At 43.7% G+C, this 25,844-nt stretch carries 22 protein-coding genes and 1 other RNA gene; 22 read left to right on the top strand and 1 reads right to left on the bottom strand.

Going from position 1 to position 25,844, the window contains the following annotated elements:
* From aspS to AC4E8A_RS17005, 9 genes are all read left to right on the top strand, one after another.
* Positions 1–1,767, top strand: a complete 1,767-nt coding sequence (gene aspS / locus AC4E8A_RS17045; protein WP_490194674.1) for an aspartate--tRNA ligase — start codon at positions 1–3, stop codon at positions 1,765–1,767.
* Between the two features lie 65 nt (positions 1,768–1,832).
* Positions 1,833–2,021, top strand: a non-coding RNA gene (gene ssrS / locus AC4E8A_RS17040) — 6S RNA.
* A gap of 210 nt (positions 2,022–2,231) precedes the next feature.
* The gene (locus tag AC4E8A_RS17035; protein WP_490193842.1) at positions 2,232–3,452 is read left to right on the top strand and encodes an ISL3 family transposase; all 1,221 of its coding nucleotides are present in this window, start codon (positions 2,232–2,234) and stop codon (positions 3,450–3,452) included.
* A 641-nt stretch (positions 3,453–4,093) separates the two neighbouring features.
* On the top strand, positions 4,094–4,855 hold the full coding sequence (locus AC4E8A_RS17030; protein ID WP_490194672.1) for a tRNA threonylcarbamoyladenosine dehydratase: 762 nt from the start codon (positions 4,094–4,096) through the stop codon (positions 4,853–4,855).
* Between the two features lie 888 nt (positions 4,856–5,743).
* Positions 5,744–6,508: a hypothetical protein gene (locus AC4E8A_RS17025; RefSeq protein WP_490194670.1), complete on the top strand. Its 765-nt coding sequence runs from the start codon at positions 5,744–5,746 to the stop codon at positions 6,506–6,508.
* A gap of 2 nt (positions 6,509–6,510) precedes the next feature.
* Positions 6,511–6,891, top strand: a complete 381-nt coding sequence (locus AC4E8A_RS17020; protein WP_490194668.1) for a GntR family transcriptional regulator — start codon at positions 6,511–6,513, stop codon at positions 6,889–6,891.
* The gene (locus AC4E8A_RS17015; RefSeq protein ID WP_490194666.1) at positions 6,888–7,604 is read left to right on the top strand and encodes an ABC transporter ATP-binding protein; all 717 of its coding nucleotides are present in this window, start codon (positions 6,888–6,890) and stop codon (positions 7,602–7,604) included. The genes AC4E8A_RS17020 and AC4E8A_RS17015 overlap by 4 nt, the downstream gene beginning before the upstream one ends.
* Positions 7,601–8,527: an ABC transporter ATP-binding protein gene (locus AC4E8A_RS17010; RefSeq protein ID WP_490194664.1), complete on the top strand. Its 927-nt coding sequence runs from the start codon at positions 7,601–7,603 to the stop codon at positions 8,525–8,527. Before AC4E8A_RS17015 ends, AC4E8A_RS17010 begins: the two co-directional genes overlap by 4 nt.
* Positions 8,520–9,470 carry an ABC transporter permease gene (locus AC4E8A_RS17005; RefSeq protein ID WP_490194662.1) on the top strand — a complete coding sequence of 317 codons (951 nt, stop codon included), beginning with the start codon at positions 8,520–8,522 and terminating at the stop codon, positions 9,468–9,470. The genes AC4E8A_RS17010 and AC4E8A_RS17005 overlap by 8 nt, the downstream gene beginning before the upstream one ends.
* Before the next feature lie 745 nt (positions 9,471–10,215).
* Here AC4E8A_RS17005 and AC4E8A_RS17000 read toward each other — a convergent pair.
* A complete protein-coding gene (locus tag AC4E8A_RS17000; protein ID WP_490198920.1) occupies positions 10,216–11,481 on the bottom strand; it encodes a replication-associated recombination protein A in 1,266 nt (421 codons plus the stop codon).
* A gap of 234 nt (positions 11,482–11,715) precedes the next feature.
* Between AC4E8A_RS17000 and cymR the strand changes: the two genes are divergently transcribed.
* The 13 genes from cymR to mltG all read left to right on the top strand — a co-directional run bounded on the left by cymR (position 11,716) and on the right by mltG (position 25,770).
* Positions 11,716–12,135 (top strand): cysteine metabolism transcriptional regulator CymR, encoded by a 420-nt coding sequence (gene cymR / locus AC4E8A_RS16995; RefSeq protein ID WP_490194660.1) that lies wholly within the window; start codon positions 11,716–11,718, stop codon positions 12,133–12,135.
* 14 nt (positions 12,136–12,149) lie between these two features.
* On the top strand, positions 12,150–13,292 hold the full coding sequence (locus tag AC4E8A_RS16990; protein WP_490194658.1) for a cysteine desulfurase family protein: 1,143 nt from the start codon (positions 12,150–12,152) through the stop codon (positions 13,290–13,292).
* A 436-nt stretch (positions 13,293–13,728) separates the two neighbouring features.
* The gene (mnmA, locus tag AC4E8A_RS16985) at positions 13,729–14,844 is read left to right on the top strand and encodes a tRNA 2-thiouridine(34) synthase MnmA (protein ID WP_490194656.1); all 1,116 of its coding nucleotides are present in this window, start codon (positions 13,729–13,731) and stop codon (positions 14,842–14,844) included.
* 135 nt (positions 14,845–14,979) lie between these two features.
* The gene (locus AC4E8A_RS16980; protein WP_490194654.1) at positions 14,980–15,645 is read left to right on the top strand and encodes a tetratricopeptide repeat protein; all 666 of its coding nucleotides are present in this window, start codon (positions 14,980–14,982) and stop codon (positions 15,643–15,645) included.
* A 23-nt stretch (positions 15,646–15,668) separates the two neighbouring features.
* Complete coding sequence (gene recD2 / locus AC4E8A_RS16975; RefSeq protein ID WP_490194653.1) at positions 15,669–18,062, top strand: SF1B family DNA helicase RecD2; 2,394 nt, start codon at positions 15,669–15,671, stop codon at positions 18,060–18,062.
* Positions 18,063–18,275: 213 nt separating this feature from the next.
* Positions 18,276–18,464, top strand: coding sequence for a hypothetical protein (locus AC4E8A_RS16970; RefSeq protein ID WP_148937764.1), 189 nt, complete (start codon positions 18,276–18,278; stop codon positions 18,462–18,464).
* A gap of 8 nt (positions 18,465–18,472) precedes the next feature.
* On the top strand, positions 18,473–18,613 hold the full coding sequence (locus AC4E8A_RS16965) for a DUF3918 family protein (protein ID WP_490194651.1): 141 nt from the start codon (positions 18,473–18,475) through the stop codon (positions 18,611–18,613).
* 505 nt (positions 18,614–19,118) lie between these two features.
* Positions 19,119–20,195 carry an AI-2E family transporter gene (locus tag AC4E8A_RS16960; RefSeq protein ID WP_490194649.1) on the top strand — a complete coding sequence of 359 codons (1,077 nt, stop codon included), beginning with the start codon at positions 19,119–19,121 and terminating at the stop codon, positions 20,193–20,195.
* A 371-nt stretch (positions 20,196–20,566) separates the two neighbouring features.
* Positions 20,567–23,200: an alanine--tRNA ligase gene (gene alaS, locus AC4E8A_RS16955; RefSeq protein ID WP_490194648.1), complete on the top strand. Its 2,634-nt coding sequence runs from the start codon at positions 20,567–20,569 to the stop codon at positions 23,198–23,200.
* Positions 23,201–23,280: 80 nt separating this feature from the next.
* A complete protein-coding gene (locus AC4E8A_RS16950) occupies positions 23,281–23,547 on the top strand; it encodes an IreB family regulatory phosphoprotein (protein WP_490198919.1) in 267 nt (88 codons plus the stop codon).
* 3 nt (positions 23,548–23,550) lie between these two features.
* Positions 23,551–23,967 (top strand): Holliday junction resolvase RuvX, encoded by a 417-nt coding sequence (gene ruvX, locus AC4E8A_RS16945; RefSeq protein ID WP_490194646.1) that lies wholly within the window; start codon positions 23,551–23,553, stop codon positions 23,965–23,967.
* 13 nt (positions 23,968–23,980) lie between these two features.
* Positions 23,981–24,265, top strand: coding sequence for a DUF1292 domain-containing protein (locus tag AC4E8A_RS16940; protein WP_006838107.1), 285 nt, complete (start codon positions 23,981–23,983; stop codon positions 24,263–24,265).
* A gap of 368 nt (positions 24,266–24,633) precedes the next feature.
* Positions 24,634–25,770, top strand: coding sequence for an endolytic transglycosylase MltG (gene mltG / locus AC4E8A_RS16935; protein WP_490194644.1), 1,137 nt, complete (start codon positions 24,634–24,636; stop codon positions 25,768–25,770).
* Positions 25,771–25,844: the final 74 nt, after the last annotated feature.

The raw sequence follows: 25,844 nt of genomic DNA, 5'->3' as shown, positions 1-25,844 counted from the left end.
ATGAGAAGGACTATATATTGCGGAGAAGTTACCGAGAAATATATCGGTGAAAAAGTGACACTCAAAGGATGGGTGCAAAAACGGAGAGATCTTGGCGGCTTGATTTTCATCGATCTTCGGGACAGGAAAGGAATTGTGCAGATTGTCTTTAATCCTGAGACATCTGCCGACGCACTGGCAATTGCTGAAAAAATAAGGAATGAGTTTGTTCTTTCTGTAACCGGAGTCGTTTCGGCAAGGGAAGAAGGGACAGTAAACGAAAATTTAAAAACCGGCAAAATTGAAATTCATGCTGAAGAAGTGGACATCATCAATGAAGCGAAAACACCTCCATTCGTTATCGGGGAAGGAAAAGAAGTTTCAGAAGAGCTTCGTTTAAAGTACCGTTATCTGGATTTGCGCAGAAAAGTCATGCTGGACACATTCAAGTTAAGAAGTGATGTGACCAAGTCGTTCCGTGACTTTTTGACAGAGCATGATTTCCTTGATGTTGAAACACCGATTCTGACGAAAAGCACTCCTGAAGGTGCACGTGACTATTTGGTGCCGAGCAGGGTTCATCCAGGTGAATTTTATGCTCTTCCTCAGTCACCGCAGCTTTTCAAGCAGATGCTGATGGTATCCGGGTTTGACCGCTATTATCAAATTGCCCGCTGTTTCCGTGATGAAGATTTGCGTGCTGACCGCCAGCCTGAATTCACCCAGGTCGATATCGAAATGAGCTTCATGGATCAAGAAGAAATCATCGGCCTAGTTGAACAAATGATGCAGCGTCTGATGAAAGAGGTGAAAGCCATTGAGATTACTGAAGCTTTCCCTCGTATGACTTATCAGGAAGCCATGAGCCGATATGGTTCTGACAAACCTGATACCCGCTTTGAAATGGAACTTACGGATGTTTCGGAAGCTGTGAAGGATTCAGGGTTCAAAGTATTTGCAAGTACAGTGGCAAATGGCGGTGAAGTAAAGCTGATCAATGTTAAAGGCGGCGCAGAGAAATATTCACGCAAGGACATTGACGGCTTGACTGAGTTCACAAGCGTTTACGGGGCAAAAGGTCTTGCATGGATGAAAGTGGAAGAGGCTGGATTGAAAGGCCCCATTTCAAAATTCTTCTCTGAAGAAGAACAATCTGTAATGAAGGAATATGCTTCAGCACAGCCCGGGGACCTTCTGCTATTTGTAGCAGATAAAAAATCAGTGGTAGCTGACGCCTTGGGAGCTTTGAGATTGAAGCTCGGAAAAGAACTTGGCCTGATCGATGAAAGCAAGTTCAACTTCCTGTGGGTGACAGATTGGCCGTTGTTTGAATACGACGAGGAAGAAGGACGCTACTATGCTGCCCACCACCCGTTCACGATGCCGGTAAGAAGCGAGGTCGAGATGCTGGATACAGAACCTGAAAAAGTACGTGCGCAGGCTTATGACCTTGTTTTAAATGGCTATGAACTCGGCGGTGGATCCCTGCGTATCTATGAGCGTGATGTACAGGAGAAAATGTTCCAAGTGCTTGGCTTCTCTAAAGAAGAAGCACAAGAGCAATTCGGGTTCCTGCTGGAAGCATTCGAATACGGAACTCCTCCTCATGGCGGAATAGCCCTTGGCCTTGACCGTCTGGTGATGTTACTGGCAGGGCGCACCAATCTAAGGGACACGATTGCTTTCCCTAAGACAGCAAGCGCAAGCGACCTATTGACAGAGGCGCCTAGTGAAGTGGCGGATGCCCAGTTGGATGAACTGAGCCTTCGTTTAAAAACTGGTGAATAATACCTAGTGGGTTTGAATTGATATTGACTGATTATTGTGATATTATCTAAACAACAACTTAAAACAAAGTCCTGATGTGTTCGTTGTTTTACCTATTAGTTTTGACCGAACATTTCTATCTCGGGAGTCTGGCGTTTTTGAGCAGCGTTAATGCCTCTGGCTAAGAGGACTAATTAAACTTGAAACAAGACACCCACCTGCTTAGTGCGGGTTCAAAACGATGGAATCTCAGCAACGGCACGATCGGGACTTTGTTTAAAACAACTATATTGAATTAATCCCTCTTGCTTCGGCAAGGGGTTTTTTTATGTATCGGCAGGGTAAAATGTAGATAGAACAAGGTTAACGTTAAAAATAGGCTCTATTATATTTGTTGGGGTAGGTTTTAAGGCAAAAAAATACACGCAAGCTCCTTAATCTTTTACACTTGAGTTGACTAGAAACAAGACAAAGATAGGAGTTGCGTGTACATGCATTTTAACATGGTTTTACCTGGATTAGAAGAGGTTAGGATTTTGAAAGCTGAGGAAATAGGGGAGGCATACCACCTGCATATTGAATTGCCCAAAAGGAAACATATGTGTCCTGCTTGTGGTGATCAAACGACCAAGGTACATGATTATCGTCTTCAAAAGATTCAACACCTTAAGCTCTTCGAAAGGACTACTTACTTGTTCTATCGAAGACGGAGGTACAGCTGCCACTGCGGCAAACGCTTTGCCGAAGATAATCGTTTTGTCCAACGGTATCAACGACATACCATTGAATGGAACCAAGCCTTAGGCCTCCGGGTGATTCAAGGGAAGAACTTCAAAGATACAGCCTGCCAGTTCCGCACATCTCAGGCCACAGTAATCAGGCGTTTTGATCATATTTCTGCCTCTCAGTTAAAAGAGGTTGAAAAGCTCCCACCTGTGATTGCGATCGATGAGTACAAAGGAGATACCAATGCAGGAAAGTACCAGTTAATTATAGCTAACGGGGAGACTAGAGAGCCATTGGATATACTTCCAAACCGCTCAGTAAGCACCATTAAGAAATACCTTCGGGAAAAGGGTTCAGAAGTTCAATTGGTCGTGATGGATATGAGCCATGCCTTTAAATCTGCGGTTCAAAAAGCATTGGGTTCGCCTATTATTGTGGCGGACAGATTTCACTTTTCCCGCTATATCCATTGGGCTTTAGAACGCGTGAGAAGGCGTGTCCAAAAAGATTTTCATCCATATGACCGCAAGAAATGTAAAAGAATGAAGCACATTTTTCATAAGCCATATAGCCAATTAAATGATCGGCAACACTGGTATTTAGAAAGGTATCTTGGTTTGTCTGAAGAGCTGCGCACAGCTTTTGCGTTAAAAGAAGCCTACAGGTTATGGTTTGAAGAGGCGAAGGAAATTGGTACGTCAGCTCCCAATAAGGTTAAAGAGGGATTGTACAACTTTTACCGACAGGTTGAAAATTCAAGCTTAAAGGAGTTTCACCAGGCTATTCAGACCTTAAAGAACTGGCAGACTGAAGTATTAAATAGCTTTGCCTTCAACTATAATAACGGTTTCGTCGAGGGATTAAACAATCAAACGAAGGTCATTAAAAGAAATGCCTTTGGGTTTAGACGATACGACCGTTTTAGACTTAGAGTACTATTGCATCACCAATTTAAATCAAAAGGAATTAATGTGGGATAAGGAGCGAGTGCTCCTACCCCAACATTTGACGTAGAACCTAAAAATACTAAGTATGGAAACAATATTATCGGAGTTTAAATGAAGTTTGTTTAAACAAAATATTGTTTTAACTCTATTGCTAGCAGACAAATGAGTATGATTGGAGCGAAAGGATGGGCGAGCTCCTGCGGGATTAGCGGGACTCCTTTGTCTCAAGTGACCAACGACTAGCGGATTTCAGGCTCCTTACTTGCGAATCCAGCTTCAATGCCCAGCTGTTAGCGTACTTTCCGACTCCTCCTTGCGATAAGTTAACATCGGCCGCTACGCTTGCCGTGTTTCCTTTATCTCATGCGGAGTCTGTCCAGTCCATACGCAGCTGGCTGGCCTTTGCGCTTTTTAGTGATAAGTCATCATCAACTCACTCGTTCGTTGTGTTTCCTTTATCTCATGCGAGAGCCTTCCAACCCGTACGTCACTGAACGGCCGCTTCCGCTTATTAGTTCACCGCCTGCCCCGCTTTCGTGCATTCTGGAGCAGAAATCAAGAAGCAAACTTTTATAAAGCATTATTCCTATAGGACAGGTTGCGTTAAAGCAAACCATCGTTTATTCTTAATCAGTACTCATACATTGAAACTCACTATAACGGAGATGATTGAATTGTTACACCAGTTTTCGCGTAATGAATTGGCAATCGGAACAGAAGGTCTTGATATACTGGAAAACAGCACAGTAGCTGTTTTGGGTGTCGGCGGAGTAGGCTCGTTTGCTGCTGAAGCTCTTGCACGTTCCGGAGTCGGAAGACTTGTGCTGGTAGATAAAGACGATGTTGATATCACCAATATCAACCGACAGATCCATGCCTTGCTCTCTACAGTCGGAAAACCTAAGGCGGACCTTATGAAGGAAAGAATCAAGGATATTAATCCTGATTGTGAAGTCATCGCATTGAAGATGTTCTATACAGAAGAAACATATGAAGAATTTTTCAGCTATGGTTTGGATTTCGTCGTAGATGCTTCAGATACGATATCTTATAAAATCCATTTGATGAAAGAATGCCTTCAAAGGGATATAAGACTGATTTCTTCTATGGGTGCTGCCAATAAGACAGACCCGACCCGGTTCATGATTGAGGATATTTCCAAAACCCATACTGATCCAATTGCAAAGATGATCCGTACTCGTTTGAGAAAAGAAGGAATACATAAAGGGATCAAGGTGATTTTTTCTGATGAGAGCCCAATCGTTATCAGGGAAGAAATCAGGCAGGAAGTCGGAAAAGATGATGCCAAAATCAGAAAAGCTAAAATTCCGCCTTCCTCGAATGCATTCGTTCCTTCAGTAGCCGGATTGATTGCGGCAAGTTACGCTATTAATGAACTCCTTTCATCCATTGAAATCAAACGAGTAAAAGATTGAAAAAAGCTGCCTGCTGGCAGCTTTTTTAAGTGGTTACCCTGTAGCCCTGCTTCAATTCACCGGGATCTAATTGTTCCAAAAGTTTTTTATAATTTGCTTTCACATGATTGTAAGTACTTTCCGCAGCGTGTAATGCCATCTTCAATTCCTTCTTTTTTTTCTTCAATTGTTCATTTTCACTGATAGCACTCTCCGGGCTTAATGATTGTAAAAATGAAATGGAGGCTTCCAGTGTATCAGGGGACGATTCTTTAATGTCCTCTGTGACTGTATTCTATTTCTTTAATTTAGGCTCTTTTCGTAAACTTTGTTGCTATTCAATATAAATTTCAACTAATATCCTGGTAAATCGTCGTTAAAACCCCGGTGAGCAGGAAAGAAAAGAGCTGCCCGTTCTTTTTCGAGAGTAAAACCCTATGAATACAGGGGGAAAATCCGGCACTTGGGATTTTTCCGAAAGCAACAATATATGCGAAAACAGCCTTAATTTATTATTCCATCTGAAACCGCACGCGCCTGCTGTTCGTCCAATAGAATGTGCGGCTTCCTTGAATGCCTCTTTCTGGGTCTTTCCTTCCTGTAAATACTTACTCACTATATCAAACAATATTTTTTCTTCACATTCTGTCCATTTTATCTTTTTATCAACAGCCATAGTCTTACAAACACCTCCAACTTCGAGGGCTGTCTCCCTAGTATGCGAAAAAAGAATGAAGGTATCCAGATATTGCTGATTACCTAAATAGTTGAAATAGTTGAAACTATTTGCTGATTTATACGTATCCCTATTGAACGAAGAAAATAGGCGGCTGAATGGAGAAATCACCCTTGACTTCGTATAGTGTACCGGTGTACTATCTAACTAGAACACTATAACAGGAGGTCTACATGAAAGCATTTAAAGGATTGCTTTGGAAGGATTATTCACTATCAAAGCTGTGGTTCCTTGGCTGGCTGGCACTGCTGTTGTTCTTTTACGCAGTTGGCATCAGCTTATCTACATACTTTGGGTTCCCGGAATTTTCGATTGCGCTTGTATTCTTGGAAGGATTAATCCACATCATCTTCATGCCGCTCATTCTGCTGAGCATGCTTATGATCGAAGGGAAGACGCAATTGTGGCTTCATACCCCTCAATCGGGCAAAATCTTGCTGCTATCCAAATTCATCGTGGCCCTCAGTTATTCGCTGGTATCTCTTTTGATGGTCGATGCCTTAGGGGTCATCAGCTTATCCTGGCAAGAGGGGGATATCTTATTTTTGCCTTGGAAAGAAAGTATTTTCTTTAATGTTGCCGTAACATCAAGCGCCGTCTATTTCTCATGCTGGGTTTTCCTATATTGGACAGTCTACTACGGATTAGCAAAATCCCCTGTCCTGAAAAAGTTTCGCTGGTTCATCCTTATATTGATTTTTGTACTATATCAAGTCGGTGCATCACTCTTCGTGACAATGGATTGGTTCAGGGAGTTCATCAACCTGTGGACCATAAAAGTCAGAGGGCATTTCTTTATTGAAGTGGGTCCTGAAAACTTCGAGGCAGGAAGTAAATTCATTCATCTCCCTCTGATTCCGTTCCTTCTATATGCCATATTGGCGTTCGTGATTTTCATTGCGGCCAGTTGGATATTGGAACGAAAGGTAGAGGTTTAGTTATGACAGAAGAATATAAGGCAGCAAAGCCGATCTATGTACAAATCGCTGATAAAATCATACACAGCATTGTCAGGAAAGAGCTTTCACCTGGTGAGAAGCTTCCTTCGGTAAGGGAAATGGCAGTCAGGTCAGGAGTGAATCCAAATACAATTCAAAGAACCTACAGTGAATTGGAGAGGATGGAAGTGGTGGAAACCAAACGGGGGCAAGGGACTTTTGTGACAGAAAAAGAAGAGCTGGTCGATGAAATGAAGACGAAGGTGCAGCAGGAAATCATGGGTAATTTCATTGGCAGTATGCAGGAATTGGGTATTACACGAAAAAAAATACTCGCTGATCTGACCTCGTATCTAGAAGAGAAAGGAGGTGGGGAATCGTGAGTGCCGTTCTCGAAAAGGTAAGCAAAAAATATGGAAGCTCCCACGCGTTAACAGGAGTAAGCATGTCGTTTGAAAAAGGCAAAATCTACGGACTCCTGGGCCCGAATGGAAGCGGAAAATCCACAACGCTCAAGCTCATTGCCGGCCTTGTGAACCCCACCTCAGGCGAAGTAAGGATAAGCGGGGAGAACGTGACAAGGAAGGCAGCCAAGAAAGCAGGATATCTTACTGAGCTGGATATGTTCTATGAAAGTTTTACGGTAATGAACATGATTGATTTCTATGAATCCCAATTTTCCGATTTCCAACTAGAAAAGGCATTGGAACTTTTGGAATTTATGGAGCTTGACCCAAGAATGAAAATCAAGCAGCTTTCAAAAGGAAAACGGGGAAGGTTAAAACTTGTCCTGGTTCTCTCGAGACAAACAGAACTGCTGTTATTGGATGAACCATTTTCCGGGCTGGACCCGATGGTCAGGGATTCCATTGTCAGGAGCCTGCTGTCCTTCATTGATTTCGAGTCCCAGACTGTCATTATAGCCACGCACGAAATCAATGAAATTGAAGCTCTGCTGGACGAAGCCTACATATTGCAGGATGGGGTCTTGATAGATCACTGCATTGTAGAGGAATTAAGGGAAGAAAGCGGTATGTCTCTGATAGGTTGGCTGAAAGCAAAAACAAAAAACAAAGATAAGGGGGAAGAAATTTGAAAACAGTATTGGAACTGAAGAATGTTTCAAAAATAATTAAAGGCAAGAAAATCATCGATTCACTTTCTTTTGGTGTGCAAGAGGGAGAAGTTTTTGGATTCCTGGGGCCGAATGGAGCGGGGAAAACGACGACTATCAGAATGATCGTCGGCCTGATGGGGATTACCGAAGGTGATATTGTTGTCAATGGAAACAGTGTGAAGAGCAACTTTGAAGGTGCGATTAGGGATATAGGTGCCATAGTCGAAAATCCTGAACTGTATAAGTTCCTGTCAGGATACAAGAACCTTCAGCATTTTGCGAGAATGCACAAAGGAATCACAGAGGAAAGAATCAAGGAAGTCGTGGAATTGGTAGGGTTGACAGACCGGATCAATGATAAAGTAAAAACGTATTCATTGGGGATGAGGCAAAGGCTTGGGATTGCCCAGTGCCTGCTTCATAATCCAAAAGTATTGATTTTGGATGAACCGACAAATGGTCTTGACCCGGCCGGAATCCGGGAAATCCGGGATTACATCCGCAGGCTGGCAAGAGAAAGCGGTATGGCTGTGATAGTGTCTTCCCATCTTCTTTCCGAAATGGAAATGATGTGTGATCGAATCGGGATCATACAGAAAGGGAAACTGGTGGATGTCCAGCAAGTGCAGGAGTTTGTTCAAGGGAATGAGCAGGTCTATCAACTTGAAACAGGTGAGGCAGAAAAAGCTTCTACCGTGGTTGCAGAAGAATATCCGGATCTTCCACATCAGGTCAATGCCGGAAAAATGCAAATTGCTTTAACTAAAGAACAGGTTCCACAGCTCATCAGCACTCTCGTTCAGCACAATATTGATATCTATTCTGTGATTCCGGTTGCCAAGACACTTGAAGACCGCTTCCTGGAAATCACAAATGAAAAGGGGGAAGCCATCAATGTTTAATTTGATCAAAAATGAATGGATAAAAATATTCAGCAGACCCGGGACATATGTGATGATCGGTCTTCTGGTCTTATTGGTAATAGGTGCTGGATCTGTCATGAAGTTTGTGGGGGGGACCGATGCAGCAGAAGGGGACTGGAAGCAGCAAACCCAAGCCGCTGTTGAGGGAGACAAACAATATCTAAAAGAGAATCAGAATATTCAGTCGTTCGATAAACAGTTGACAGAAGAAAGAATTGCGATCAATGAATACAGGCTGGATAAGGATATTGCACCGGCCAGCGGGGAAACCATGTGGTCATTCGTTAACTTCAATGCCAATTTCATTGACATCATCGGGTTATTCGCTATTATCATTGCTGCCGGGATTGTTGCCGGTGAGTTCACTTGGGGGACGATCAAGCTCCTGCTGATCAGGCCGATTTCCAGGACGAAAATCCTGCTATCAAAATATTTAACTGTTCTGCTTTTTGGCGTGACTTTGTTAGCAACTTTATTTGTCCTCTCGACCATTTTGGGGGCAATATTCTTTGGTGGAGGAGACAGTCAGCCGCACCTTGTATACATTGACGGAGCTGTGGAAGAACAAAGTATGCTGTTTTATTCCATCAAAAACTATCTGTTAAGTACAATCAGTATTACAATGATGGCGACAATGGCCTTCATGATTTCCGCAGTGTTTAGAAACAGTTCGCTTGCTATCGGTATCTCATTGTTCCTTCTGTTCATGGGAAGCACGGCAACAGGCTTCATTGCTTTAAAATATGACTGGGCAAAATACAGTTTGTTTGCGAATACGGACTTGAGAATGTATACGGGGGCAATGCCGAAGCTGGTGGAAGATATGACACTAGGATTTTCCATCACCATTTTAATCGTCTACTTCGTAATATTCCATCTTCTCGCCTTCTTAGTATTTAATAAGAGAGATGTCGCAGCATAATAAAGAGTATATAAACAAGGCGCCGCGGGAATAGGTCTCGCGGTGCCTTTTGTTATTAAAACCATGCTCTTACCACAGCGATTGTGACTGGATAAATTAAAAGCTTTCGAAAGCAACAAGTCTATAGAAAGTAAAACGAACCCACCGCAAAAAAATCATAGGGTATTGCAGAAGGTGTTCATAAGTTCAGAAAAGGTCGCAAAAATGGACCAGGGTGTCATATGAAGGGTTTATAAGACCAAGAACCTCAGCGAAAAAATAGTAAGGTGACGCATGAACGCTTCATAAAACCAAAACTGAACCCAAAATAAGATCAGAGTGTCGCATGAGCGCTTCATAAGACCAAAACTGTCTTTAAAATATGATTGCAGTGACGCATGAACGCCCCATAAGACCAAACCCGGCCCCAAAATAAGATGATGGTGACACATGAGCGCTTCATAAGACCAAACCCGGCCCCAAAATAAGATTGGAGTGTCGCATGAGCGCTTCATAAGACCAAACTCAGGTCCAAAATAAGAATAGGGTGACGCATGAACGCTTCATAAGACCAAACCCGAACCCAAAATATGATTAGAGTGACGCATGAACGCCCCATAAGACCAAACCACACCCAAAATAAGTCGCATGAGCGCTTCATAAGACCAAAAACGAACTCAAGGTCATATGTGTCTATTGAGAAGCCAGCCCCTAACACCCTAACACCAGTCCAATAAAAAAAGGCGCATTGAAGCGCCAGTCGATATTATTTCTGCCCCATGATTTTTTTATACACCTGAGAGATGGCTGCTTCAAATTTACCGTTTTCCTTTGGTTCATAATAGCGGGCGGTTTTCAGTGTGTCAGGAAGATACTGCTGTTTGACCCATCCAGATGGATAGTCGTGCGGAAACTTGTATTCAATACCTCTTCCAAGTTCCTTGGCTCCTGCGTAGTGGGCGTCTTTCAAATGAGCAGGAACCTCCCCGTTTCTGCCGCTGCGGATATCCTTTAACGCAGCATCTATCGCACTGATTGCCGAATTTGATTTTGGAGAAAGGCAGAGTTCAATGACAGCGTTAGCGAGAGGGATTCTCGCTTCGGGAAAGCCGATCTTTTCAGCTGTTTCCACCGCTGCTAATGTCCTTTGTCCTGCCTGCGGGCTGGCGAGGCCGATATCCTCATAGGCAATGACAAGAAGCCTTCTAGTGATGCTCGGCATATCTCCCGCTTCAACAAGCCTGCCCAGATAGTGAAGGGCAGCATTCACATCACTTCCCCTGATGGATTTTTGAAAACCGCTAAGGACATCATAGTGGGCATCTCCATCTTTATCATGGGAAAAGCTTTTCTTCTGAAGGCATTCTTCAGCAATGGTTACTGTGATCTCAACGGTGCCATCTTCGGAAGGGTTTGTTGAAAGTGCGGCCAGTTCGAGCGCATTTAGTGAGCTTCTTACATCCCCATTGCTGGCCTGTGCAAGGTGAAGGAGTGCTTCCTCAGTGACTGAGATTTTTTGTTTTCCAAGCCCTCGCTCTTCATCCTTAATTGCAATTTCCAAAGCAAGTTTCATATCATCGACGGAAAGTGGCTTCAGTTCGAAAATCTGGCAGCGTGAACGAATGGCCGGATTGATTGCATGGTAAGGGTTACTCGTTGTAGCCCCGATGAGAGTAATCATGCCGTTTTCCAGGTAAGGAAGCAGGAAGTCCTGCTTGGCTTTATCCAGGCGATGGACCTCATCCAATAGGAGGATCACTTTTCCGGACATCTTAGCTTCTTCTGCAACAACGGCCATATCTTTTTTGTTATTCGTCACCGCATTAAGTGTCCTGAAAGCATAATTTGTGCTTCCGGCAATCGCACTGGCAATCGATGTTTTTCCGATGCCTGGCGGTCCGTAAAGGATCATGGAAGAAAGCTGCTTGGCTTTGACCATTCTATCAATGATTTTTCCTTCACCCACAAGATGCTGCTGGCCGATGACTTCGTTTATCGTACGGGGCCTCATTCGATAGGCCAAGGGTTTGATACTCATTTTTTATCTCTCCAAACTGGCGTTCTCATTTATTTTATTAATTTATCACATTACGCTCAACAATGAAACGATGGCATTCTTTAGGGCAGTGTTTTTAACAGCCACCCTCGATTATGCTATAATGACAAAAGTTACTAAAGGAAATCATAATTTAAATAGAACATAAAATATGCACAAATCAACTGATTAACAGGATAGTTATGAAAGATAGATTGAGGGGCGAAAACGATGAAGATTTCTACTAAAGGCCGTTATGGATTAACCATTATGATTGAACTGGCAAAGCGGCATGGAGAAGGTCCAACCTCCTTGAAAGTCATTGCCAAAGCGCAGAATTTATCAGAACATTACCTAGAACAATTGGTAGCTCCATTGAGGAATGCAGGACTGGTTAAAAGTATCAGGGGGGCATATGGCGGTTATGTTCTTGGGAATGAGCCTTCACAGATCACAGCAGGGGATATTATCCGGATCCTTGAAGGGCCGATTTCACCGGTCGAAGGCATTGAAGATGAAGAACCGGCTAAGCGTGAACTTTGGATGAGGATCAGGGACGCTGTTAAAGAGGTTTTGGATAATACCACTATAGAAGACTTGGCAAGCTATACTGACGAAGGTGAGTCAGATGCCTATATGTTTTATATTTAATTGGAGGAATGACTATGAAGACGATTTATCTCGATAATGCGGCAACCTCCCCGATGGATCCCCGTGTTATTGATGTAATGACAGAAACCATGAGAGGGACATTCGGCAATCCATCCAGTATCCACTCTTCCGGAAGAGATGCAAGACATAAGCTGGACAATGCCCGTATGACGGCGGCCAAAAGCATAGGAGCAAGGTTCAATGAAATTATTTTTACCAGCGGCGGCACTGAGGCTGATAATCTTGCCTTATCAGGAACTGCCCATGCACTCAAAGAAAAAGGCAGGCATATTATCACTTCTTCCATTGAACACCATGCCGTTCTCCATACGTGCGGACAGCTTGAGAAGGAAGGGTTTGAAGTTACCTATTTGCCGGTGGATGAGCAAGGGCTCGTTTCTATCAAAGATGTCGAAGCCGCTTTAAGAGAAGACACCATTTTAGTCAGTCTCATGTACGGCAATAATGAAGTCGGTACTATACAGCCGATTTCTGAAATCGGGGAACTGGTAAGGAGCCGCGGAGTTTTATTGCATACAGATGCGGTACAGGCTTTCGGTATGAAAAAAATCGATGTAGTATCTGAAAATATTGATTTGCTCTCCATCTCTTCCCATAAAATCAACGGACCCAAAGGGGCGGGATTTTTATATGTAAGAAAAGATGTACCGCTGGAAGCTAAAATGTTTGGCGGGGAGCAGGAAAGAAAAAGGCGGGCAGGGACTGAAAACCTGCCGTCACTCGTCGGGATGGCAGAAGCAATAAGGCTGTCTCAGGAAGAGATGGATAGAAAAGCTGAAGAATATACAGAATTCAAAAAGATATTAATGGAGTCGTTAAAAGAAAGAGAGATTGAATTCGATTTGAACGGAAACCTGGAACGATCTCTTCCTCATGTCCTCAACCTGAGTTTCCCGAGGACAGATGTCGAATCCATGCTGGTGAACCTTGATTTGGCTGGAATAGCCGTCTCCAGCGGCTCTGCTTGTACAGCGGGTTCCATTGAGCCTTCTCATGTTCTGCTTGCCATGTTCGGTAAAGACTCGGAACGCCTGAGAAATTCAATCCGATTCAGTTTCGGTATTACGAATACAAAAGAGGATATCTTTCAAGCAGCCCAGGATGTTGCCAAGGTTGTCAACCGCCTGAGAAAATAAGGCAGAGTTCAAACTCTTGTCTTTCCGATTGGTTTGTAATAGAATCTTTCTATTGTTTTAGAATCTTTTTCTAATGCGTATACAGCATAATCAGTAACTATTGTTTGGAGCGGAAGGTGTGCGGTCTCCTGCAAAGTACAGGAAGGCCAATGAGAAAGATTCCACAGGCAAATCCAGCTCCAACGGCCAGCGGGTAACAGATTCCGGCGATAATTGAACATCGTCTCAATATGCTCATCGTGTTTCCTTAATCTCATACGAGAGCTCTCCAATCTGAAAGTCGCTGAACGGCAGCTTCCGCTTATTATGAAGCCGGGGAGGCTAAACGCCCGTCCCGCAGAATCGTACCCATGGAGCGGAAATCAATTTTTTCGTTTAAAAGTCTGTAATCATTAAAATGAGTTTAAGTCTTTACTATATAAAGGAGGTGCCTTTCGTGAAGAAGGAACCTAAAGATACAAGAGTGGTTGTCGGCATGTCAGGAGGGGTGGATTCCTCCGTCGCAGCACTGTTATTAAAAGAACAGGGATATGATGTCATTGGTATTTTCATGAAGAACTGGGATGATACCGATGAAAATGGAGTATGTACGGCAACCGAAGATTATGAGGATGTCATACGGGTCTGTAACCAAATTGGAATACCGTACTATGCCGTCAATTTCGAAAAGCAATACTGGGACAAGGTATTCACGTACTTCCTTGATGAATATAAAGCAGGACGCACACCGAATCCAGATGTCATGTGCAACAAGGAAATCAAGTTCAAAGCATTCCTTGAGCATGCAGTGAAACTGGGGGCCGATTATCTGGCAACCGGACACTATGCACAAGTGGAATACCGTGATGGGGAATATAAAATGCTCCGCGGCAAGGATTCTAATAAAGATCAAACCTACTTCCTGAATCAGCTTGGACAGGATCAGCTTGAAAAAGTCATGTTCCCGATCGGTAACATCGATAAGAAGAAGGTAAGGGAAATCGCTAAAGAAGCAGGGCTTGCCACGGCAGCGAAAAAAGACAGCACAGGCATCTGCTTTATCGGAGAAAGGAACTTCAAGGAGTTCCTGGGCAACTACCTGCCTGCACAACCCGGCAATATGGAAACGCTGAATGGTGAAGTAAAAGGCAAGCATGACGGCCTGATGTATTATACAATCGGCCAGAGGCAGGGACTTGGAATCGGCGGAGCCGGTGAACCTTGGTTTGTCATCGGAAAAGACCTTGACCGAAATGTTCTTTTTGTTGAGCAGGGCTTTGACCACGAAGCACTTTACTCGGATTCAATTCTTGCAACAGATATCGCCTGGACTTCTACTAGCGGAAAACCGCAAGAATTTGAATGTACAGCTAAATTCCGTTACCGTCAGGAAGACCATGAAGTGAAGGTGCAGATTCTGGAAGATGATAAGGTTAAAGTTGTTTTTAAAGAGCCTGTAAGAGCTGTTACTCCAGGACAAGCAGTCGTCTTCTACAATGGAGATGAATGCCTGGGCGGAGGGACCATCGATGAAATTTTTAAGGATGAAAAAAAGCTTGAGTTTGTAGGATGATCATCATGAGGTTAATCAGATTGAATATCTGGTTAGCCTTTTATTTTTGCAAAGGGCTTTTCTTAGGAAATGCACTGTTATGATATACTAGGAAAATAAACTGAAAGACAAAACAACAAACAAGAGGTGTTACATATGGATAAAAATTTAAAAGGAATCCAGCTTCTTCAGGAAGGAAAGATTGAAGAGGCTGTCAAATTTTTCAGCGAAGCCATCGAAGAAAACCCAACAGATCCTGTTGCATACATAAACTTTGGAAATGTCCTCCTATCAGTAGGAGACAACGAAAAAGCGGAAAAGTTTTTAAAAAGGGCAATCTCCCTCGATGAAGAAGCAGCATCCGCATATTACTCCCTTGGCAACCTGTATTTCAACAGTGAGAACTTTGATGCAGCAAAGGAAGCCTTTGAAACAGCTATCAAAAAAGGACTGGAAAACGAAGATGTCTTTTTCATGCTGGGCATTTCACTTGTGAATCTGGATCAGCCAAAACTGGCCCTTCCTTATCTGATGAGAAGTGTCGAGCTGAATGGGGAGGATACGGATGCACGTTTCCAATACGGGCTCTGCCTGGCGAAAACAGAAGCTTATAAAGAAGCAATTGAACAGCTGAATATTGTTGTTGAACAAGATCCGGGACATGCAGATGCCTATTATAATCTTGGTGTTGCTTATGCAGGCTATGAAGAAGATGCTGAAAAAGCAAGAAGCTGTTTCGAGAAGGCGATTGATATCCAGCCGGATCATATGCTTGCCGGTTATGGATTAAAAATGATCGAACAGTTGAAAGAAGAGAAATAAGATAGAAACAAGGGGGATTCTAAATGAGCAGGCAGGACTCGTTAGAACTTTTCGATGAAAACGAAATTTATATAAAGGGTAAACATCTTGTCACCATCTTCCACAATGAAAGCAACCTTTACTCTGTCATCCGGATAAGGGTGGAATCGACCAATGCCCAATATGAGGACAAGGAAGCGGTCATCACCGGTCATTTCCCCAAAATCCATGAACAGGAAACCTATGTCTTTCATGGTGCTTTCAAAGACCATCCCAGGTTTGGTATGCAATTTCATGCACAACGTTTCAAAAAGGAAATCCCCCAGACAAAACAAGGAATTGTTGATTACCTTTCGAGCGAGCTGTTTAAAGGAATAGGAAAGAAAACAGCTGAAAAAATTGTGGAACAGCTGGGTGAAAATGCTATAAGCAAGATTCTGGAGACACCCTCACTGCTTGATGACATTCCTAAGCTGCCGCCGGATAAAGCAAAATCATTATATGATTCCCTGGTGGAACATCAAGGGCTTGAACGTGTGATGATCAACCTGAACGGCTTCGGATTCGGTCCGCAGATTTCCATGAAAATCTACCAGGCCTATAAGGAACAGGCCCTGGAAATCCTTCAGAAGAACCCTTATAAACTGGTCGAGGATATCGAAGGAATCGGTTTTGGCCGTGCGGACGAACTGGGAAGCAAGCTTGGCATCACCGGCAGCCATCCTGATCGGATAAAGGCCGGTTGTCTCTATACCCTTGAACATAACTGCCTTCAGGAAGGCCATGTTTACCTTGAAGCTGAAACCCTGTTGACTGATGTTAAATCTCTTCTGGAAAAAAGCCAAAGCGAAAGAATCAGTTTTGATGATATTTCACAGGAAGTCATTAAGCTTCAAGAAGAAGGGAAGATCATCGGTGAAGAGCGGAGGGTGTACCTTCCATCTTTATATTTTTCGGAAAAAGGATTGGTAACGAATATCGAACGGCTCCTATCACAGGATCAATATACAGACCAATTCCCCCAATCTGAGTTTCTAATGGCGCTCGGGGGATTGGAAGAAAGATTAAATGTCCAATACGCACCTACTCAAAAAGAAGCCATAGAGACCGCTCTCATGTCTTCAATGATGCTTCTGACGGGAGGCCCGGGGACAGGCAAGACGACTGTCATTAAGGGAATCGTGGAGCTTTACAGTGAACTTCATGGTTGTTCGCTTGACCCCAAGGATTACAAAGATGAACCTTTCCCTGTCCTTCTGGCCGCCCCTACAGGAAGGGCGGCAAAAAGGATGACGGAATCAACGGGCCTTCCTGCTGGGACAATCCATAGGCTTCTCGGATGGAACGGGACGGACGGCTTTGATTATGATGAAGATCGTTCCATACAGGGAAAGCTCCTGATAGTCGACGAGATGTCCATGGTCGATACATGGCTGGCGAATCAGCTGTTCAAAGCCCTTCCGGATGATATCCAAGTGGTACTTGTAGGGGATGAAGATCAGCTTCCTTCCGTTGGTCCGGGCCAGGTCTTAAAAGATCTGCTGAAGTCCGAAATAGTCCCGACCGTCCGGCTGTCTGACATTTACCGCCAGGAGGAAGGGTCATCCATCATTGAAATGGCTCATGATATGAAAACGGGAAAGCTTCCTGACAATCTGCTGCAGCCCCAGAAAGACCGCTCTTTTATTAAATGTACTACCTCCCAGATTGCTGAAGTAGTGGAGAAAGTGGTGACAAACGCTAAATCAAAAGGATATAGTGCGAAGGACATCCAGGTACTTGCTCCTATGTACAGGGGCCCTGCCGGCATTGACAATTTAAACGTCATGCTTCAGGAGATCTTCAACAGGAATGATGGCAGCCGCAAAGAAATATCTTTTGGGGATACAAAATACAGGATTGGTGATAAAGTACTGCAGCTGGTCAACCAACCGGAAAGCAATGTATTCAATGGAGATATCGGTGAAGTCATCTCCATCTTTTATGCAAAAGAAAACACAGAAAAGCAGGATATGGTGGTAGTGTCTTTTGAAGGAAATGAGGTCACCTATACCCGCCAGGAATTGAATCAAATCACCCTTGCCTATTGCTGTTCAATCCATAAATCACAGGGGAGTGAATTCCCGATTGTCATCCTGCCGGTTGTCAAAAGCTATTTCAGGATGCTCAGGCGCAATCTTCTTTATACAGCCATCACCAGAAGCCGAAATGCCCTTATTCTATGCGGGGAAGAACAAGCATTGAGGATAGGCGTGGAAAGAGAAGAAGATATCCAGAGACTGACGACTCTGTATGAAAAGCTTAAAGGACTAAATTCAGAGGATGGTAAGGAGTCTCTCGAGGAAGATGAGGAACAGCCGAAGGACAAGCTGGAGGAAATGCTGCACGCAGATCCGATGATCGGAATGGAAAAGGTTACACCTTATGATTTTCTTTGATAAAGCGAATCATATTAGTATCCGGAGGTTTGATCCTCTGGATACTTTTTCAATTATGGCGCCGTTCTTCCTCGTAATGAAAGAACACTGAATAGGCTTCTGGCAATTTGGACATACTGGCTACTGGAAAAGATGGCAAAGATATACGTTTTGGACAGGTTCCAGATGCCTGGAAAAGCAAGTCGATGCCACGGAGTTAAAGGGGTGGCGGATATAATGAAATGTCCAAATTGTCAAAGCAAAGATATAGGCAAGATTGGAATAAACCAGTATTACTGCTGGAAATGCTTTATCGAACTCTCAATCACCAAGGGTGTGATACACACGCACCAGGTCGAGGAAGATGGAACACTTAGTTCATTAGATGATTTGTTTGACGAGGAAGACCGCCAATTAAGTTAAGGGAAGAGGTGGGCACCTTGAACAAAACAATGGCCTCCATGATCGGATTCGGAGCAGGAATCGCAGCAACGATGTATTCACGCCGTTCAAACATGATGAGCGGTCGGAACATGAAGAAAATGCGTAAACAAATGAAAAAGATGTTTTAAGAACAGAGGGGGGTTCTCCCTCTGTTTTTTTTGATTCACGCGGGGATTCCGTTCATTGCAGGGAGAGGGGAGGTCCGGCATAGTTTTGCTCGGTATTACTAAGGGCATTTCAACAAGAAAAGCGGGCTCGTAAGTCTGCTAGAGTGGTTCTATAGGGCATGAACAAGAGGGAACTCCAGTAAACGTGCCGATGGATGAGTCCTTGTACATCACAGAAGAAAACGCCAAAATGTCAATAGAAGGATTCCTGAAAAAAGCCGAATACTAAAAAAGTGTTGTAAGAGTAGAGGCTTCTATCCGAAACAATCGCCCTCAGCAGATTCTCTCAAGTCCACTTCAACAGAAGCAACGTTCTACTTCACCTCGGAAGCTTTCGGGATACTATTTCATAAAAAACGTTTAAGCAAAGCAGCCATTTAAAAGCAGAACCAACCTGTACTGAATGGTTTCCTTTTTTTTGCCCACATTAAGTAGTAGCAAATCGTGAACGAAAAGGAGGGGAACGATGAAAAACAACAACGCCTATATTAGATGGCTTTACCGTCTGGCGATCACCCTCCTGGCTGTGATCACATTTTATATTCTCTATCTGCTGCATCCTGTCTGGCAGCCTGTTTTAAAAGTCATCATCATAGGTTTCATCCCCTTCCTGCTTGGCGGTTTCATCACCTATCTCCTCCATCCGGTGGTTGAAAAATTGTTTAAAGCGGGGATCCACAGGGGAATTGCCATCCTGCTTATCTATATCTTGTTTTTTGGCGGCTTGGGCTATGGGGTTTACAAAGGTATCCCTGTCATCATTCATCAACTGAAGGATTTGGCTGAGAATGCCCCGCTCTACACGGATCAATACGAACGCTGGCTGGATTATGTCCAGCAGCAGACATCGACTTGGCCCGATGGCATCCAGCAAGAGCTTGAGTCAAGGATCGACAGGTTTGAGGAATGGCTTAATGGAATTGTCGCATTGATATTATCCGGTGTATTAAAAGTGATGAACAGCCTGTTGCTCTTTGCTATTGTTCCCTTCATCTCTTTTTATTTATTGAAGGATTTTCCAAAAGTGAAGAACACAGCGACAAGGTTGACGCCCAAAAGATGGAGACATAGTGCCGGTAGCTTTCTGAGGGATTTGGATGATTCACTTGGAGGATACATAAGGGGGCAGTTATTGGTATGCTTGATTATCGGAACCCTGGCTGCGCTTTCTTTTTGGCTGTTTGATATGAAATATCCGCTGCTGCTGGGTATCATTGTGGGAATCACAAATGTCATCCCTTACTTTGGACCAGTGATAGGTGCGGTTCCGGCCGCCATTGTCGCCAGCACGATTTCCACTGAAATGATCGTTAAAGTGGTTGTGATTGTTTTCGTATTGCAGTTCCTTGAGGGCAATGTCCTGTCTCCATTGATTGTCGGAAAAAGCCTTCATATGCACCCGCTTTTTATTATGGCTGCACTGATCATTGGAGGTGAAGTGGGAGGGGTGCTGGGTTTGATCGTAGCCGTCCCGCTCCTGGCGATGGTGAAAGTAGCCATCATTCATGCACGCACCCACTTTACAGCAAGGGAAGGTCCTTGAAAAATTATTTCCCTTTTTACGCTGTTCAGATTGACAAATGACCATGATATTCCTATAATTCGACTTATACAATAAAACACTAACCAAATCGACGAAAGATCGAGTATGTTATAGTCCACCTGAGTGCGCTTGCACATAAGAGAGGAATTTCCCAGGCTGAAAGGAATTCCAGGTGAAGGATAACAGAACGCTAATCCAGAGTGCAGTAACCCTGCCGTTCGCCGCGTTAAGGCTCCAGAGTGATGAATCCTTCTTAAAGGGTTCATAACCAGGGTGGTACCGCGAGCAAGCTCTCGTCCCTGACCAGGGATGAGGGCTTTTTTGTATGCTTTTTTGGTTAAATCTATATGAATGAAGGAGGAAGAAGAAACATGAAAACCTTAACAGGTGCAGAAATCAGAAGAAAGTTTTTAGAGTTCTTTAAAGAAAAAGGCCACAGGGTAGAGCCAAGTGCTTCGCTCGTTCCTCATGAAGATCCTTCCCTGCTGTGGATCAACAGTGGTGTTGCTACACTGAAGAAATATTTTGACGGACGTGTGGTTCCTGAAAATCCACGTATCGTAAATGCGCAGAAATCGATCAGAACCAACGATATTGAGAATGTCGGGAAAACGGCGCGCCACCATACATTCTTTGAAATGCTTGGCAATTTCTCCATCGGCGACTATTTTAAAGTGGAATCAATCGAATGGGCATGGGAATTCCTGACGGATGAAAAGTGGATTGGCTTTGACCCTGAAAAGCTTTCTGTTACCATCCACCCTGAAGATGAAGAAGCATTTGAAATCTGGAGAGATAAAATCGGTGTTCCTGCTGAAAGGATCATCAGAATTGAAGGCAACTTCTGGGATATTGGAGAAGGCCCAAGCGGACCAAACACTGAAATTTTCTATGACCGCGGACCTGAATATGGGGATAATCCAGATGATCCTGAATTATATCCTGGCGGCGAGAATGACCGTTATCTGGAAGTATGGAATCTGGTGTTCTCTGAATTCAACCATAATCCTGACAACACCTACACGCCGCTTCCTAAGAAGAATATTGATACCGGAATGGGACTTGAAAGGATGGCATGCGTTGCTCAAGGGGTGCCGACCAATTTTGAAACGGACCTTTTCATGCCGATCATGAAGGCTGTTGAAAAAGTTTCAGGCGAGAAATACGGGGCGGACGACCAGAAGGATGTTGCATTCAAAGTGATCGCTGACCATATCAGGACCGTATCATTTGCTGTCGGTGATGGCGCGCTTCCTTCGAATGAAGGCAGGGGATATGTTTTAAGAAGGCTGCTCCGCCGTGCTGTAAGATTTGCAAAACAAATCAATATCAACCGTCCGTTCATGTTTGAGCTTGTACCGGTTGTTGCGGAAATCATGGTGGACTTCTATCCAGAGGTGAAAGAGAAGACAGAATTCATCCAGAAGGTTGTCAAGAACGAGGAAGAACGGTTCCATGAAACACTGAATGAGGGTCTATCCATTCTTTCTTCTGTCATTCAGAAAGAGAAAGCTGCTGGAAATACGGTGATTTCCGGTAAAGATGTATTCCGTCTTTATGATACCTATGGTTTCCCTGTTGAACTCACAGAAGAATATGCAGAAGAAGAAGGCATGACGCTGGATCAGGAAGGCTTTGAAAAAGAGATGGGGCTTCAGCGTGAACGTGCACGTTCTGCCCGCCAGGACACAGGCTCTATGCAAGTGCAGGGAGGAGTGCTGGGGGATATTAAAGTCGAGAGTGAATTTACAGGTTATGATGGGCTTCAAACAACTTCCAGAGTAGAAGTGATAGTGAAGGACAATGAGTTGACGGCCAAAGCAGAAAAAGGCGATGAAATTCAATTCATCCTGGATAAAACTCCATTTTATGCTGAAAGCGGCGGACAAATCGGGGATAAGGGCGTTCTTTTAGCTGACGGAGTGAAAGTTGCAGTCAAGGATGTCAAAAAAGCACCGAATGGCCAGAACCTCCACAGTGCCGTAGTAGAAGAGGGGACTCTTTCGAAGGGACAGGAAGTAAAAGCAGCTGTTCACGAAGGTACACGCAGTAAGGTCATAAAAAACCATACAGCAACACACTTGCTGCATCAAGCTCTGAAAGATGTGCTCGGCGGTCATGTCAACCAGGCAGGATCACTTGTAGAACCAGATCGCCTGCGCTTTGACTTTTCTCACTTTGGCAGTGTCAGCGCGGAGGAAATTGAAAGAATCGAAGCGATTGTCAACGAGCAGGTGTGGAATAGCATGACAGTGGGTACAGATTACAAATCACTTGCAGAAGCAAAAGAAATGGGCGCAATGGCTTTATTTGGAGAGAAATATGGAGATACTGTCCGTGTAGTCTCTATCGGTGATTTCAGCCTTGAACTATGCGGGGGATGCCATGTCAGCAATACTTCTGCAATAGGTCTTTTCAAAATTGTTTCTGAAAGTGGAATTGGCGCAGGTACACGCAGGATTGAAGCAGTCACTGGTGAAGCGGCTTACAATATGCTGAATGAACAAGTCAGCTTACTGAAACAGGCGGCTGAAAAAGTGAAATCCAAGCCTAAGGATATCGTTACCCGGATCGACAGCCTCCTATCTGAAATGAAAGACCTTCAGCGTGAAAACGAATCTCTGTCAAGCAAATTATCAAATATTGAAGCTGGCAGTCTGACTGACCAGGTGAAGACAATCGATGGAATCCAGGTTCTTTCTGCCAAAGTTGCAGGTGCAGATATGAATAACCTTAGAAACATGGTGGACGACCTTAAGCAGAAACTTGGTTCGGCTGTAGTCGTTCTGGGATCAGCTCAAGATGATAAAGTCAGTTTCACTGCAGGAGTGACGAAAGACCTTGTAGAAAAGGGCTACCATGCAGGAAAGCTTGTGAAAGAAGTTGCCGGAATTTGCGGCGGCGGCGGCGGCGGCCGCCCGGATATGGCTCAAGCCGGCGGTAAAAATCCCGAAAAATTGGATGATGCCTTGAAGTTTGTAGAAGATTGGGTCAAATCCGTTTAAATCGATACTAAAGTGGTGTACAATGAATGTAATAAGATAGGTTTGCCAGAATACACCAAGCCTAAAGAGAGGTGCGAATGATGAGCTCTTTTGATAAAACAATGCGATTTAATTTTTCGGATGAACCGTTTGAACAGGACGTTAATGAGGTGCTGTTTCAGGTTCACAATGCTTTGCAGGAAAAAGGATACAATCCAATCAATCAAATTGTAGGTTATCTTTTATCCGGGGACCCTGCGTACATTCCCAGGCACCAGGATGCTCGTAACATCATCCGTCGTCTGGAACGGGATGAGATCATTGAAGTGCTGGTTAAATCTTATTTAAAACAGCATAAAGAGGGGTAAAGGATGCGCGTTATGGGACTTGACGTCGGCTCAAAGACAGTCGGCGTAGCAGTAAGCGATGCGATGGGATGGACAGCCCAGGGCATTGAAACGATTTCCATCAATGAGGACCAGTCACAATTCGGCCTTAAGCGGGTGGAAGAACTAATCAAAGAGTACGAGGTCGAAAAAGTGGTCATCGGCTTTCCGAAGAATATGAACAATACAGTGGGTCCTCGTGGTGAAGCATCCCAAAAGTATGCTAAACTGGTTGAGGACAAGCTCGGTGTTTCAACTATTTTGTGGGACGAGCGTTTAACCACCATGGCTGCGGAAAGAATATTACTGGAAGCAGACGTGAGCAGGAAGAAACGAAAAAAAGTGATCGATAAAATGGCTGCAGCCTTTATCCTACAAGGGTATTTGGACAGCCAAAAATAAGAGGTGTATAAACATGGAACACGGAGAAAAGCAAATCACGATTATTGATGAAGAAGGAAGCGAGCAGCTTTGTGAAGTTCTTTTCACTTTTGAATCAGATCAATTTAACAAGTCTTATGTACTTTACTACCCTGTAGGAGCAGATGAAAATGGAGATGAAGAAATCGAAATCCATGCTTCTGCATTCGTTCCTGGAGACGAAGGTGAAGAGGGCGAATTGAAGCCGATTGAAACAGAAGAAGAATGGGACATGATCGAAGAAATGCTTGAAACCTTCCTTGATGAGGAAGAAGAATAAGAATCGAGTGCCGCCGGGGATGGAACCATTTATGGTTTCGTCCTCTTTTTTGGTTAGTCATACATGGTTCTCTCCCACCCCCGGATCATGCCGTTGTATAGCTTTCCCTGATGCAGGGAGGGCATGAGTGTGTAAGGTACACTAGTCTGCTGTCATTCATGTGTAATTGTATGGGTAATAGAGCTAAGATCCTCTCAAACCGTAAATCATAGCCCTGCTATTTTTTAAGGGCCTTATGCAAATGGAAAGAAGATTCCTTTTTTGCAGAATGACCTCTTTTTTTGACTAAAAAATATAGTATAATGTAAAAGATGCATGTCGAAATTTAAGGGGGAACCCCGTTTTTTGGAAAGAGGGGGATATATGGAATGAGTGAAAATAAAAAAACTAAAAAAGAGATATTCTTATCAAAATTAATAGAGCGAAAAGAAGAAGCCAAGGTAGTCAGAAGAATTGTCGGGATTGTCGTCCTTGCCCTGCTAATCATCGTAGGCGGTACAGCGATCGGAGGCTATCTCTATGTTAAATCTGCACTTCAGCCTGTAGACGAAGATAATAATAAGGCTGTCAAGGTTGAAATTCCGATTGGTTCAGGTGTAACTTCAATCGGAAATATTTTAGAGGAAAACGGCATTGTCAAAAATGCGCACGTCTTTAAGTATTATGTGAAATTCAATAATGAATCAGGATTTCAAGCCGGGAATTACGATCTAACCCCAGCCATGACTCTGGATGAAATCATTACAAGCTTAAAGACCGGCAAGGTGATGATGAAGGCTGAATTCAAAATAACGGTTCCTGAAGGACTGCAGCTGGATCAGATTGCTGAAAAAATTGCTGAAAAGACTCCATATAATGCGGCCGAAATAATGAAAAAGTTAGATGATAAGGAATTTATTGCGGGGGAGATTGAAAAGTTCCCGGATCTGCTTATAAAAGAGGATATCATGGCTGAAGGTGTCAAACATCCTCTGGAAGGCTATTTGTACCCTTCTACATATCCGTTCTATGAAGAAGAACCTTCATTGGACACTATCATTGAAAAAATGATCTCTCAGACCCAGGATGTCCTGACCCAATTTGAAACTTCCAGGGTGGAGCAGGATTTCTCAATTCATCAACTGTTGACACTGTCTTCATTGGTTGAAGAAGAAGCAACGGAGAAGGCTGACCGAGGGAAGATCTCAAGTGTATTCTATAATCGCCTTGAAGCGGAAATGCCACTGCAGACGGACCCCACTGTACTTTATGCGTTAGGGGAACATAAGTCGAGGACAGTTTATGATGACCTGGACATAGATTCGCCATACAATACGTATCAGAATCAGGGACTTCCGCCCGGACCGATTGCGAACGCGGGAGTAACCTCCATCGAAGCGGCACTCATCCCTGATGACACGGACTACCTCTACTTCCTTGCCTCAAAAGAAGGTACAGTCTATTATTCTGAAACACTGGATGAACACAATGAGAAAAAGGCGAAATATATCACTTCAGAAGAATAAAAACAAAGAGGAAAGTTTATTAGCTTTCCTCTTTTTTATGTGCTAAAATAATACAAGTGTTTTTTAAGACATAC

It is taken from the genome of Bacillus sp. SRL337, assembly GCF_984799155.1.
This window is presented reverse-complemented; position numbering and strand designations above follow the sequence as displayed.

Excerpts from the sequence above, each read along its gene's own strand:
- aspS (WP_490194674.1), top strand. The coding sequence starts at position 1 with ATGAGAAGGACTATATATTGCGGAGAAGTTACCGAGAAATATATCGGT.
- AC4E8A_RS17025 (WP_490194670.1), top strand. The coding sequence starts at position 5,744 with ATGAAAGCATTTAAAGGATTGCTTTGGAAGGATTATTCACTATCAAAG.
- AC4E8A_RS17020 (WP_490194668.1), top strand. The coding sequence starts at position 6,511 with ATGACAGAAGAATATAAGGCAGCAAAGCCGATCTATGTACAAATCGCT.
- AC4E8A_RS17005 (WP_490194662.1), top strand. The coding sequence starts at position 8,520 with ATGTTTAATTTGATCAAAAATGAATGGATAAAAATATTCAGCAGACCC.
- cymR (WP_490194660.1), top strand. The coding sequence starts at position 11,716 with ATGAAGATTTCTACTAAAGGCCGTTATGGATTAACCATTATGATTGAA.
- AC4E8A_RS16990 (WP_490194658.1), top strand. The coding sequence starts at position 12,150 with ATGAAGACGATTTATCTCGATAATGCGGCAACCTCCCCGATGGATCCC.
- AC4E8A_RS16980 (WP_490194654.1), top strand. The coding sequence starts at position 14,980 with ATGGATAAAAATTTAAAAGGAATCCAGCTTCTTCAGGAAGGAAAGATT.
- recD2 (WP_490194653.1), top strand. The coding sequence starts at position 15,669 with ATGAGCAGGCAGGACTCGTTAGAACTTTTCGATGAAAACGAAATTTAT.
- AC4E8A_RS16960 (WP_490194649.1), top strand. The coding sequence starts at position 19,119 with ATGAAAAACAACAACGCCTATATTAGATGGCTTTACCGTCTGGCGATC.
- alaS (WP_490194648.1), top strand. The coding sequence starts at position 20,567 with ATGAAAACCTTAACAGGTGCAGAAATCAGAAGAAAGTTTTTAGAGTTC.
- AC4E8A_RS16950 (WP_490198919.1), top strand. The coding sequence starts at position 23,281 with ATGAGCTCTTTTGATAAAACAATGCGATTTAATTTTTCGGATGAACCG.
- ruvX (WP_490194646.1), top strand. The coding sequence starts at position 23,551 with ATGCGCGTTATGGGACTTGACGTCGGCTCAAAGACAGTCGGCGTAGCA.
- AC4E8A_RS16940 (WP_006838107.1), top strand. The coding sequence starts at position 23,981 with ATGGAACACGGAGAAAAGCAAATCACGATTATTGATGAAGAAGGAAGC.
- mltG (WP_490194644.1), top strand. The coding sequence starts at position 24,634 with ATGAGTGAAAATAAAAAAACTAAAAAAGAGATATTCTTATCAAAATTA.